The 12535-nt window shown below is 34.4% G+C and carries 11 protein-coding genes; all 11 read left to right on the top strand.

The features are described 5' to 3' along the window. The first annotated feature begins 105 nt into the window (after positions 1 to 105). Positions 106 to 1368 carry a S1C family serine protease gene (locus tag ACTTG8_RS08590; RefSeq protein WP_442561709.1) on the top strand — a complete coding sequence of 421 codons (1263 nt, stop codon included), beginning with the start codon at positions 106 to 108 and terminating at the stop codon, positions 1366 to 1368. 17 nt (positions 1369 to 1385) lie between these two features. Then, on the top strand, positions 1386 to 2552 hold the full coding sequence (locus tag ACTTG8_RS08595; protein ID WP_442561719.1) for a THUMP domain-containing class I SAM-dependent RNA methyltransferase: 1167 nt from the start codon (positions 1386 to 1388) through the stop codon (positions 2550 to 2552). A 2-nt stretch (positions 2553 to 2554) separates the two neighbouring features. Then, the gene (locus ACTTG8_RS08600) at positions 2555 to 3835 is read left to right on the top strand and encodes an N-acetylmuramoyl-L-alanine amidase family protein (RefSeq protein ID WP_442561710.1); all 1281 of its coding nucleotides are present in this window, start codon (positions 2555 to 2557) and stop codon (positions 3833 to 3835) included. Beyond that, a complete protein-coding gene (locus ACTTG8_RS08605) occupies positions 3832 to 4425 on the top strand; it encodes an XTP/dITP diphosphatase (RefSeq protein ID WP_442561711.1) in 594 nt (197 codons plus the stop codon). Before ACTTG8_RS08600 ends, ACTTG8_RS08605 begins: the two co-directional genes overlap by 4 nt. A 59-nt stretch (positions 4426 to 4484) precedes the next feature. After that, positions 4485 to 6251: a CDP-glycerol glycerophosphotransferase family protein gene (locus tag ACTTG8_RS08610; RefSeq protein ID WP_442561712.1), complete on the top strand. Its 1767-nt coding sequence runs from the start codon at positions 4485 to 4487 to the stop codon at positions 6249 to 6251. Between the two features lie 10 nt (positions 6252 to 6261). Beyond that, on the top strand, positions 6262 to 6972 hold the full coding sequence (locus ACTTG8_RS08615) for an IspD/TarI family cytidylyltransferase (protein WP_442561713.1): 711 nt from the start codon (positions 6262 to 6264) through the stop codon (positions 6970 to 6972). 3 nt (positions 6973 to 6975) lie between these two features. Beyond that, a complete protein-coding gene (locus ACTTG8_RS08620) occupies positions 6976 to 8004 on the top strand; it encodes an alcohol dehydrogenase catalytic domain-containing protein (RefSeq protein WP_442561714.1) in 1029 nt (342 codons plus the stop codon). After that, entirely contained in the window at positions 7992 to 9200 is a 1209-nt protein-coding gene (locus tag ACTTG8_RS08625) for a CDP-glycerol glycerophosphotransferase family protein (RefSeq protein ID WP_442561715.1), read from the top strand. The genes ACTTG8_RS08620 and ACTTG8_RS08625 overlap by 13 nt, the downstream gene beginning before the upstream one ends. A 4-nt stretch (positions 9201 to 9204) precedes the next feature. Beyond that, on the top strand, positions 9205 to 10332 hold the full coding sequence (locus ACTTG8_RS08630; protein WP_442561716.1) for a right-handed parallel beta-helix repeat-containing protein: 1128 nt from the start codon (positions 9205 to 9207) through the stop codon (positions 10330 to 10332). Between the two features lie 212 nt (positions 10333 to 10544). Continuing rightward, positions 10545 to 11696: a carbamoyl phosphate synthase small subunit gene (locus tag ACTTG8_RS08635; RefSeq protein WP_442561717.1), complete on the top strand. Its 1152-nt coding sequence runs from the start codon at positions 10545 to 10547 to the stop codon at positions 11694 to 11696. Continuing rightward, positions 11680 to 12535, top strand: an 856-nt coding sequence (locus tag ACTTG8_RS08640; protein WP_442561718.1) for an ATP-binding protein, incomplete at its 3' end; no start/stop codon positions are given. The genes ACTTG8_RS08635 and ACTTG8_RS08640, both read left to right, overlap by 17 nt.

The raw sequence follows: 12535 nt of genomic DNA on the forward strand, positions 1-12535 counted from the left end.
CATTATAATACAATTAAAAAGATTTTTCCACAATTAAAGACACAAAGAGTTCACAAAAATATGGTAAAATTGCTTAATATATTTTATTAAGAAAGGAAAATTGACATGGAAGAAATTGACATGGAAGAAAAGTACGGGAGTGGTACAGCCAAGGCCTTATTGATACTTATAATAATTTTCTTTATGGTGATAGCAGGAATGATTGGATTTAACATTACAGCCTTTATAAACATGAAGAATACAACAGTTACAACTGTGGGTAAAACTACTGCAATCGGAGATTTAAAAGGCGAAACCGGTTCAAAAGAGGATTTATATGAAAAAAAAGAGGTTGTAAAACTTCCGTCTACAGCTACGGATTCTAAACTTGCAAATGAAAGAGTTGCAGACTTGTCTGATGTTGTATCGGAAACTATGCCTTCACTTGTGGCAATTACCATAGAATCAGAAAAGAGTGTAGATGGATGGTTTGGCAGACAAATAAGGAAATCAAAGGATATGGGTTCAGGAGTAATAATTGATAAGGATGATAAGAGCCTTTTTATAATTACCAACAATCATGTTATAGATGGTGCAAAAAAGCTGATGGTATCCTTTGTGGATGGCAGTAATGCATTAGGAGATGTAAGGGGAAGAGCTGCATATACAGACCTTGCACTTATAGAAGTAAAACTTTCGGAACTTAATAAAGATGTTATTGATAAGATAAAAGTTGTCAAAATGGGAGATTCAGGTAGTATAAAGGTTGGCCAAATGGTAATGGCAATAGGAAATGCACTGGGATATGGTCAGTCACTAACCGTAGGATATGTGAGTGCAAAAGATAGGATAGTGACTGTAAATGATATTACAATGAAACTTATTCAGACTGATGCAGCAATAAATCAAGGAAATTCAGGTGGAGCACTTTTGAATTTGGATGGTGAGATAGTTGGCATAAATTCTGCTAAATTTTCCGGCAGAGCAGTTGAGGGAATGGGTTATGCAATACCAATATCAGTTGTTAAGCCTTTAATTAAAGAACTTAAATCGTCTAAACAGCTTACGGACAGGCAGAGGGGCTATTTAGGTATATTTTATCGAGAAGTAGATGATTCTTCTCATGAGGCCTTTAATTTGCCTTATGGACTTTATGTATCGGAAGTTGCTGATAATGGGGGAGCTAAAAATGCAGGAATATTAAAAGGTGATATAATTATAGCATTAAATGGGAATGAGACCTTGAAATCTGATGCAATTAACTCTATAATTCTAAGTAAGCGTAAGGGTGAAAAAGTTAAGGTTACTTTTTACAGATATGAGAATGGCAAATATATAAAAAGGGATGTTGATGTGACCCTGGCAGGAAAACCTAAAATTAATAATTAAATCTGGAGGTTTACTTGATAAACGAATATGAATTGTTTACACCTTGTCATTTTGGACTTGAGTCAGTTTTAAAAAGAGAGGTTATGGATCTTGGTTATGAAATAACTGAGGTTGCAGATGGACGTGTGTCTTTTAAAGGAGATGAAACTGCAATTGCAAGATGTAACGTGTTTTTACGGACAACTGAAAGGGTTATGTTAAAGGTCGGAAGTTTTAAAGCTGTTACCTTTGACGAACTTTTTGAAAAAACTAAGGCTTTGCCTTGGGAAAGATTTATTCCTAAGGATGGAAGATTTTGGGTGAAAAAGGCCTCATCAATAAAAAGTAAGCTTTTTTCGCCTTCAGATATTCAGAGAATTGTAAAAAAAGCAATAGTTGATAGGCTTTCAGTCAAATATAATGTGCTTAGATTTCCTGAGGATGGAAGTGAATATCCTATAAGAATTACTATTTTAAAAGATGAGGTCACTGTTGCACTGGATACTTCCGGAGAGTCACTTCACAAAAGAGGCTATAGGAAACTTACTGTTAAAGCCCCAATTACAGAAACTTTGGCTGCTGCCCTTATCAGCCTTACCCCTTGGAAAAAAGACAGGATTTTAATTGATCCGTTTTGTGGAAGTGGCACTATTCCTATAGAAGCTGCAATGATTGGGCTTAATATTGCACCCGGTATGAGAAGGGATTTTCAGGCTATGACTTGGGATAATATTATGCCAAAGCGACTGTTTACTGAGGCTAAGAAAGAGGCTGAAGATATGGTAGACAGAGGAGCTAAATTGTCTATACAGGGCTATGATTTAGACCCATATGCCCTTGATGCTGCCAGAGGCAATCTTACTCTTGCAGGACTCGAGGGAAATATTCATTTTCAACAGAGGGACATGAGGGATATAAGCAGTGCTAAAAAATATGGGTTTATTATAACTAATCCTCCTTATGGAGAGAGACTTGAAGAAAAAGCTGCAATGCCACAGCTTTATAAGGAGATGGGCGAGGCATTTGGAAGGCTTGAGGAGTGGTCATATTATATAATTACAGGCTTTGAAGATGCACCTAAGTATCTTGGCAGAAAACCTGATAAAAACAGGAAAATATATAATGGAATGATGAAAACTTATTTTTATACATATCAAGGAGCAAGGCCTCCAAAACAGAAACCAAACTATAGTGGGGGAGTTTAATAATGAACTCTAAGGAGAAAAGAGCAGAACTTAAGAAGATTACAGGAGTAAGTATTTCTTTTATGACAGTTGCCCTATTAGTTTCTTCTTTTTGTTCAGAGAATAAGGTTGAACGGAATATACTTTGGGCTAAATCGGTAGAAGTTCATCAGGAAACTATTGTAGATGCAGTAAGTGATCCTATTCCTTTAGCTGTTGAAATTCCTGAAAAGGTTCAATCAGGTTTTGTCTTTGACAGAAACAAAATGTCTGATAATTATATTGTAATACCGAAACAGGATAGTGAGAACGGACTTGCAACTTTGACTGATGAATATGTTTATAGAACAATATATATAGATATTACTAATAAAAATGATAGTTTTTATGATATTTCTTCTATCACAAGATATGCTAAAGACAAGAAAATTGTCGGAGAACCCGAAGATTTAGTGTTACCACCTTATCTTGAAGCGTTTATTGCCGGCAAAAGTGATGCCAGTGAAGGTGATATGGAAGCGTATGAATCAATAGAAACCGGTAAAAAGAAACAGAAAAAGAATGATGATCCTATTGTTAGCCTCAGGCTTATTAAGTTAGATGGGGTACAGCCTGTTATTAGGTTCGCCATCACATTTGACCGGTTATATGTACCTGAACTTTTTGAAGATGATATAAATTATTATATTTCACTTCGAAGACCTAAAGATGTATATAAGAAAATATTTGTTGTAGACATAGGGCATGGAGGAAGAGATGTAGGAACCTTCAGTGGAGATAGCAAGGTCTTAGAAAAAGATACAGTTCTTGATTTTGGACTTAAACTAAAAGACTGTTTTGACAGACAGGATGATATTAAAGTATATTACACAAGACTTAATGATGTGTATTTATATAGAAGGCCGAGAGCAGATTTGGCAAATGCGTTAGAAGCAGATTTTTTCTTAAGTATACATAATAATAATTATACAGTGTTAGGAACTCCAATTGATTTTAATAAGGTTAGAGGGACTGAAATTCATTATAATGAAAAAATTAAAGATACTAAGGTGAGCTCAGAAAGATTTGCAACTCTGGTTTTGGATAATATTTGCAGAGTGATAAATACTAGAAAGAGAGGAGCTGTAAAAGGTAGTGAACTCTATGTTTTAGGACATACAAATATGCCTTCAGCTCTTGTAGAAATTGGATTTCTCACTAACAAAGAAGATTTGGCCATAATTAAGAATGATGAAAAAATGAAAAAATGTGCAGAGGCTGTATATACAGCAGTCTTGCAGGCATTTAAGGAAAATGAGAGATGATAGATAAAATTGTTTTTGCAACAGGAAATGAAGGAAAAATAAAGGAAATTAAAGAGATACTTGCAGATTTTTCGGTAGAAGTAGTTTCGATGAAGGAAATGAATATTTCTACAGATGTAGAAGAAAATGGTACTACATTTGAAGAAAATTCACTTATTAAAGCAAGGGCTATATCAAAGCTTACAGGTTTGCCGGCTTTAGCAGATGATTCAGGACTTGAAGTAGATTACTTAAATGGTGAGCCGGGTATATATTCTGCGAGGTATTTGGGATATGATACAGATTATGAATATAAGAATAATTATATTATTAATAGGCTGAAAGAGGCTAAAGTAACTGAGAGAACAGCGAGATTTGTTTGTGTTATTTCTTTAGTCTTGCCTGATGGAAGGGAATTTGTAAAAAAGGGGGTAATGGAAGGACAGATTGGCTATGAAATAAAGGGTGAAAACGGCTTTGGTTATGATCCGATTTTTTATTTACCTAAGTACGGTAAGACTTCTGCAGAGCTTTCAAGTGACGAAAAGAATAAGATAAGTCATAGGGGGAAGGCTTTAAGGGGGATGAAGGAAGTGATTGTAAGTCTGTAATATATTAGGCTTGCATATAGGACTTTATTTAGAAGTATTAAGAAAAGAGGAGAATATTTGTGGACATAAGTGTTAAGGTATTTGAATTATATATTGATAATTCAAGTCTTAAAATAGGTATAAGAGTTAGAGGAAACTATGATTCAAGAGTAAGAAAGCCTATGGTAACCGTTATTTTTGACAATGGAAAAGAAAATCGTAGAATACCGATGCCGATTCAGGCATATTATCCTAGTGAGGATTTAAAAACTTTTGATTTTTTTGCCGGTTATTCTTATAATTTAAATCAGGTTTTCTTTAAAGACTATGGTGCTGAACCTATTACAATGAGTTTAGAAATAGTTTATGGAGATGATGTATTTATTAAACCGATAATGAATGAATCTAGTGATTTGCTGGTTTATGGATCAGAGTTTTATGATGTCGAGTTTGGTAAAAAGCATGAAAGCATAAAGGTTAAGCCTTTAGTTACAGACCAAGAAATTGGGATAAAAAATATTATATTTAGAATATTTCGGTTTAGCCTTAGTTTCTTATGGAATATTGTATTGATTGTGACATCAATTTTCTTATTTCCTATTTTTATGGTGGAAGCTATATTAAATTTTATATATTGTGTGAAATCAGCCCCTAGAAATAATAAAACAGGTATAATGAGAATATTATTTCATATAAAATGGCGTATTAGTGGTATAGTAAGGAAGAACCTAAGTTTTGGATATTTGAAATTAAATTTGGCAAAGTTGGGATTCAATTTATTCAAGCTATGTAAGGTGAAGAAAAATAGGATAGTCTTTATTTCAAACAGAAGAGACAATGTAAGTGGAAATTATGAATATATTTATGATAAGTTAATTGATAATAAGGCTTTAGATATTCGTACTGTTTTTGATGTTAATGAAGGTTATCTCACCTGTTTTAAGTATGGTTACTATATGGCGACTGCGAAGGTTTTGTTAGTAGATGATTATATAGAACTTATTTACAAAGTTCCAAGAAGAGAGGATAACTTTCTTATACAGGTATGGCATGCCTGTGGAGCATTTAAAACCTTTGGATTTAGCAGGCTTGGAAGACCCGGAGGACAGAAACAAAAGAGTACTGCACATAGAAATTATGATTTTTGTACAGTTAGTTCTTCTGAGATTTGTAAATATTATGCTGAGGGATTTGGCCTTTCTATGGAGAAAGTTATCCCAACAGGAGTACCTAGAACAGATATGTTCTTTAGTGAAGAGTACAAGAATAAGGCTAGAGATGAATTTTATGGTAAATATCCTGCATTAAAAGAAAAGAAAATCATTTTATTTGCACCTACATTTAGGGGAAATGGTAAAAAATCAGGATTTTATCCGGAAAATCGTTTTGATTTTGTAAAGTTATATGAGCATTTTAACGGAGAATATGTTATTATTATAAAGCATCATCCGTTTGTGAATAATAGAGTGGAGATTCCATATGAATATGAAGGCAAGATAATTGATATGTCTGAAAATGAAGAGCTTAATGATCTGCTGTTTGTTACAGATGTTCTGATTACGGATTATTCATCAGTTGTATTTGAGGCGAGTCTTCTTGATATTCCAATGCTTTTCTATTCTTTTGACTTGCAGAATTATATTTCAACAAGAGGCTTTTATTATGAATACGATTCCTTTGTACCGGGAAAGATAGTGTTTAACATGGATGCACTCATAGAGTCGATTGAAAATCAAGACTTTGAGAGTGAAAAGATATATGCATTCAAACATAAGTTCTTTGATGAATTAGATGGTAAAGCAGGACAAAGAGTGGCGAATTTAATACTTAGTTTATTAGATAAATAGGAGGTTTAATATGGTATTTGCAGTTATTTGTGCAGGTGGTATAGGAAGTAGAATGGGAAATGCCGAAAAACCAAAGCAGTATCTTAATGTTGGTGGGAAACCTATTATTTTACATACGATTGAAAAATTTGTTGTAAATGAAAGCTTTGAAAAGGTTATTGTGCTTGTACCTGAAAGTTGGATAAGCTATACAAGGGACATTATTAATAAATATCTTAAGGGGATTGAAAAGGTTGAAGTATTGGCAGGGGGAGCTGACAGAAATTCAACCATTATGAATTCTATCAAGTATATTGAAGACAATTTTACCCTTGATGATGATACTATCATAGTTACGCATGATGCAGTAAGACCGTTTGTTACTCATAGAATAATAATGGATAATATTGATGCTGCAGTTAATGTAGGGGCTTGTGATACTGTTATTCCTGCAACAGATACAATAGTAGAAAGTTTGGATGGGAAGAAAATTAGCAGTATACCTGATAGGTCAAAAGTTTATCAGGGGCAGACTCCACAGAGTTTTAAGGCTAAGAAACTTAAGGAGTTATATTTATCTTTAACTGATGAAGAGAAGGCTATACTTACAGATGCAGCTAAGATTTATCTTTTAAAGGGTGAGGCTGTACATTTAGTAAGGGGAGAGGTATTTAATATTAAAATAACCTATCCTTATGATCTTACCGTAGCTGAAACATTGATTAATACAGATAGGGAGTAAAATATGCTAAATACGGTATATAGGCTGGTTGCACCTAGAAGATTTGAGGTAGCATTTTCTGATATTGATTTGTTTAAGGATAATCAGGTTATAGTTAGACCTCAGTTTCTCTCTATATGTCACGCAGATCAAAGATATTATCAAGGACTTCGACCGGCAGCTATACTTGCAAAAAAACTGCCAATGGCTCTTATACATGAAGGAATAGGAGTAGTTGTGAGATCTTGCTCTGACCATGTTAAGGTAGGCGACAGAGTTGTTATGATACCTAATACTCCGATAGAAAAAGATGAGTTCATAGCAGAAAATTATCTTAGGACTTCAAAGTTTCGGGCGAGTGGATTTGACGGATTTATGCAGGACTTAATAGCACTTGATGCTGACAGAGTAGTTAAGTTACCTGATGGTATAGATAATCATGTTGCAGCCTTTATAGAACTTATGAGTGTCAGTGTTCATGCAATTCTCAGATTTAAGAGCATAGCACATGGAAGAAGAGATAATATTGCTATTTTTGGTGATGGAAACTTAGGTTTTATTACAGGAATATTCTTAAAATCTATACTGCCTGAGTCTAAACTTTCAATTTTTGGAGTAAGTGAGGATAAACTCGCAAGTTTTTCTTTTGCCGACCATACTTATAATGTGGCAGGAGAACTTAAGGGAATTAGTTTTGACCATGCTTTTGAATGTGTGGGTAATGCAGCCAGTGGTCAGGCAATAGAGCAGATTATTGACTTTATTAATCCTGAGGGAAGTATTTCGCTACTTGGAGTATCTGAATACCCTGTACCTATTAATACCAGAATGGTGCTTGAAAAGGGACTACGGTTCTTTGGAAGTAGTAGAAGTGGTCTAACAGATTTTAATATGACAGTAAATATGCTTAATGAAAATCCTTGGATGGTTAATTACCTTAGTAATATAATAAATAATATTGTGCCGGTTAAAGATATATCAGATATGAACAGGGCATTCGAACTTGATATACAAAAACCGGGCGGTAAGACGATAATGGAATGGAACAAATAAAGAAGATAGTAAGAAAATTAATTAAGAAGCTGGTTGTAGGAATATACCATATTCAACTATCAGAGATTGCCACTGATGAAAGACTGATAGTTTTTGACAGTAGTACAGGTGCAAATTATACCGGAAGTCCTAAGGCAATTTATGAACGCATGGTAGAGCTTGGGCTTGATAATGAGTATAAGATTGTGTGGTTTTTTAAAAAAGGGAAAATTCCTAAAGAACCTCTTTCCGGCAAGGCGAAGATTATAAAATATGGAAGTATCAGCTATTTATGGACTATGCTTAGGGCTAAAATATGGATATTTGATGCAAGACAGGCAGAATTTATCAGAAAGAGAAAAGACCAGCATTATATTCAAATTTGGCATGGTACTCCGTTGAAGAAACTCGCTCTTGATTTAACATCTGTAAATATGCAGGACAATAAGGATTTAGTAGAGTACAAGAGGAGTTTTAGGGAAAATACATCTATTTGGGATTATTTGGTAGTACAAAATGATTTCTCAGAAGAGATATTTAAAAGCTGTTTTGCATTTAGTAAAACATTTCTGAGGATTGGCTATCCAAGGAATGATGTATTATTCAAGAAAAATAATTATGATGATATTTTAAAAATTAAGCAAAAATTCGGATTACCATTAGAAAAAAAAATTCTGCTCTATGCCCCAACCTGGCGTGATAATGAGTACGATGCAGGTGGCAATTATGAGTTTAAGCCAAAACTTGATTTTGCTCTTTTAAGAGAGAGGCTTAATAAAGATTATGTTGTCATTGTAAAATATCATTATTTAATTGGAAATAAGATAGACTGGTCGGGATTTGAGGGGTTTGTCTACCCTTTTGGTGCTGAGGCGGATATAAGCGAGCTTTACTTAGTGGCTGATGAAATGGTGACGGACTATTCATCAGTAATGTTTGACTATGCACTGTTAAAGAGACAGATGTATTTTTATGCTTATGATTTGGACAAATATGAAAAGGAGTTGAGGGGATTTTATTTTGATTTTATAAATGAAGCTCCGGGTCCTATATCTAAAAATACGGATGAACTTATTCGGGATATTCTAACATCTGAGGATGAAAAAAATAATAAGTATTTTGAGAAAAAACAAAAATTTTACAAGAAATTTAATACCTATGAAGATGGCTTTGCCTCTGATAAGGTTATTAAACTTGTAGAGGAGATAATGGAGTAATAAAATGAAAAATAAAAATATTGTAACTTGTAAAAGAGCGGTATGGTGTGGGCTTGTACTTGCTGCTATACTGAGTTTTTATAAGGTTGAAAATGTACAGGCAGGGATTGTAGAAGCAAACGGAGATACAGATTCTTATAATATACAGCAGGAATTAAATGAAACAGGAAGTGTTACTTTAGTAAAAGGTGCGACTTATAGGCTTTATAATTCGATTATTTTAAGCAGTAATATGAGCATAGAAGCAGATGGAGCAACTATAATTTGTGAAAAACCTATTGCCTTTAACATACCTGAAACAGTAGATTATAATGCTGCAAAAAATATAAGTATAAATGGTGGTATTTGGAAATCGGAATATGAGGGTTATTATGGCTCATCTTTTAAGTTTACTCATGCAAGTGATATTAAACTTACCAATATGACGATAAAAGCGGCTAACCTATCAGGGCATAGCATAGAACTAGTAGCTTGTAAGAATGTGGTTATAGATGGCTGTGATATTGCAGGGCTTGGAGAATCGGAGTCTTTAACAGAAGAAGCTATTCAGATTGATATTGCATTTTCTAGAACTGCACCTTATTTAAGCAGCATTCCTTTTAAGACGGATTTAGCAGAAACATTATGGAATAATGCAGGTTGTAGAAATATTACAATTAAAAACAATAAGATTGAAGGAAATAGAGGTGTTGTGGCTAATCATACAAAGTATGAAGAGGCTATAAACACTATTCATGAAAATATCACTATTACAGACAACAAAATTACAGGGCTTAAGGGTGAAGGAGTTGTGCTTTTTAATACAAAGTCGGCAACTGTCAAGAATAATAAGATTAAGAGTCTTAGAAAAGGAATATCTGATGCCTATACAGTTGGACTTCATATAGCTACATTTTCAAATGATAAGGCTTTAAAAAAGGCTGTCTTTAAGATAAGTGGTAATACTATTTATGGTGGTAGACAGGCGGTTATGGTTTATTCTCATTCAGGTGTTAAATTCGGAAAGGCTTTAATTGAGAAGAATAAGCTGTTTTGTAAGGCAGGGAAAGATGTGGCGATTCATGCCAAGGAGCAGAGTATAAATAAAGTAGTTATTAAATCAAATAATATTAAGACATACAAAGATAAATAATTTGATTTTTGATATAAGAATTATTTATAACAGTTATTAAATATTTTTTTCTATTTCTACTTGAATATATTAGATATATGTGCTACAATTCTAACAATTTGGGCATAGATAGAAAGGAGGAAGGGAGAGCGAAATTAAAACTTTTGTTCTTCCTTTTTCTTTTGCCATAAATGCCCTGTAGTAGTTTGTTTAACAGGTTTTGGAGGAAATTAATGAAAGCATATTTGATTCTTGAGGATGGAACGGTTTTTACGGGCGAATCTTTTGGAGCTAGAACAGAAGTTATCAGCGAAATAGTTTTCAATACTTCTATGACGGGCTATCTTGAGACACTTACTGATCCAAGTTATGCAGGGCAGGCAGTTACAATGACCTATCCTTTAATTGGTAATTATGGAATTAATTATCAGGACATGGAGTCAAAGAAGGCTCATCCTGATGGTTTTATAGTTCGTGAAATAGCTGGTAAGGCATCTAATTTCAGAAATGATGATTCTCTGTCAAGATTTTTGGTTGATCAGGGAATTACAGGTATTTGTGGCATTGATACAAGGGCACTTACAAGGATTCTTCGTGAAAGTGGTACTATGAACGGTATGATAACTACTGATGAAGCAAAAATTGGAAGTGCTAATATTTTAAATAAAATTAAGCGTTATAGGGTAGAAGGTGTAGTTGCAAAGGTTTCATGTAAACAGAAAGAAGTCTTTGAGCCTTCATTTGCCAGAAGACCGGACAAGGTTTTTAAGCCTGAATTTCAGTTTAAAAATGAATTTATAGGCGAAACAAGATATAGGATAGCTCTTATGGATTTTGGGGCTAAGAAAAATATAGTAGATTCTCTGCTTAGGAGAGGGTGTGAGGTTACAGTTTATCCACAGAATACCAAGGCAGAAGAAATATTTAAGGACAATCCTGATGGTATTATGTTAAGCAATGGTCCCGGAGATCCGGCTGAATGTACAGATATTATTGAAGAACTTAAAAAGCTGTTTGATGGAGATATTCCGATTTTTGGTATTTGCCTTGGACATCAGCTAATGGCGCTTGCAAAAGGTGCAAGTACAGAGAAGATGAAGTATGGTCACAGGGGAGCAAATCATCCTGTTAAGGATCTTTCTACCGGTAGAGTATATATATCTACTCAGAATCATGGCTATGTGGTTGTAGATAAGAGTATGCCTAGTGAGGTTGCGACTACAAGTTTTATCAATGTAAATGACGGTACAGTTGAAGGAATAAGATATACAGGAAAGAGAATATTTACTGTACAGTTCCATCCGGAGGCTTGTTCGGGACCGCTTGATACAGGATATTTGTTTGATGAGTTTTTAAGGGAGGTTAATGATGCCAAAAATAACTGATATAAAAAAGGTAATGGTTTTAGGTTCAGGACCGATAGTTATAGGGCAGGCAGCTGAATTTGATTATGCAGGTACACAGGCTTGCCGTTCCCTTAAAGAAGAAGGTATAGAGGTTGTACTTGTAAACTCAAACCCTGCTACAATTATGACAGATAAGGATATAGCAGATAAAGTATATATAGAGCCACTTAATGTAGCTGTAGTTAAGAAGATAATTATGGAAGAAAAGCCTGATAGCATACTTCCTACATTGGGAGGACAGGCAGGACTTAACCTTGCTATGGAACTTGAAGAAAGCGGTTTCCTTAAAGAAAATAATGTAAGACTGATTGGAACTACTGCTTTAACTATAAAGAAAGCTGAGGATAGACTTGAGTTCAAGAATACAATGGAGAAACTTAAGGAGCCTGTAGCTGCATCTACAATAGTAGAAGATGTAGAAACTGCTGTAGAGTTCGCAAAGGAAATAGGCTATCCTATAGTAGTTAGACCTGCTTACACACTTGGTGGTTCAGGTGGTGGTATAGCAGAGGACGAGACTTCACTTCGCTTGATTTGTGAAAATGGACTTAGGCTTTCAAGAGTGGGACAGTGTTTAATAGAGCGTTCTATTGCAGGATGGAAAGAAATAGAATATGAGGTAATGAGGGATAGCAGAGGAAACTGTATTACAGTCTGCAATATGGAAAACCTTGACCCAGTAGGAGTGCATACAGGTGATAGCATTGTAGTTGCGCCTTCTCAGACACTTTCTGATAAAGAGCATCAGATGCTTAGAACATCAGCACTTAACATAATTGACGAGCTTGGAATAACCGGAGGCTGTAATGTTCAGTATG

The sequence above is a fragment of the Catonella sp. genome (assembly GCF_052173895.1).
GTDB lineage: Bacteria > Bacillota > Clostridia > Lachnospirales > Lachnospiraceae > Catonella.

Bases quoted from the DNA above. Each gene is read 5' to 3' on its own strand.
- ACTTG8_RS08590 (WP_442561709.1), top strand. From the start codon at position 106: ATGGAAGAAATTGACATGGAAGAAAAGTACGGGAGTGGTACAGCCAAG.
- ACTTG8_RS08600 (WP_442561710.1), top strand. From the start codon at position 2,555: ATGAACTCTAAGGAGAAAAGAGCAGAACTTAAGAAGATTACAGGAGTA.
- ACTTG8_RS08605 (WP_442561711.1), top strand. From the start codon at position 3,832: ATGATAGATAAAATTGTTTTTGCAACAGGAAATGAAGGAAAAATAAAG.
- ACTTG8_RS08615 (WP_442561713.1), top strand. From the start codon at position 6,262: ATGGTATTTGCAGTTATTTGTGCAGGTGGTATAGGAAGTAGAATGGGA.
- ACTTG8_RS08620 (WP_442561714.1), top strand. From the start codon at position 6,976: ATGCTAAATACGGTATATAGGCTGGTTGCACCTAGAAGATTTGAGGTA.
- ACTTG8_RS08625 (WP_442561715.1), top strand. From the start codon at position 7,992: ATGGAACAAATAAAGAAGATAGTAAGAAAATTAATTAAGAAGCTGGTT.
- ACTTG8_RS08630 (WP_442561716.1), top strand. From the start codon at position 9,205: ATGAAAAATAAAAATATTGTAACTTGTAAAAGAGCGGTATGGTGTGGG.
- ACTTG8_RS08635 (WP_442561717.1), top strand. From the start codon at position 10,545: ATGAAAGCATATTTGATTCTTGAGGATGGAACGGTTTTTACGGGCGAA.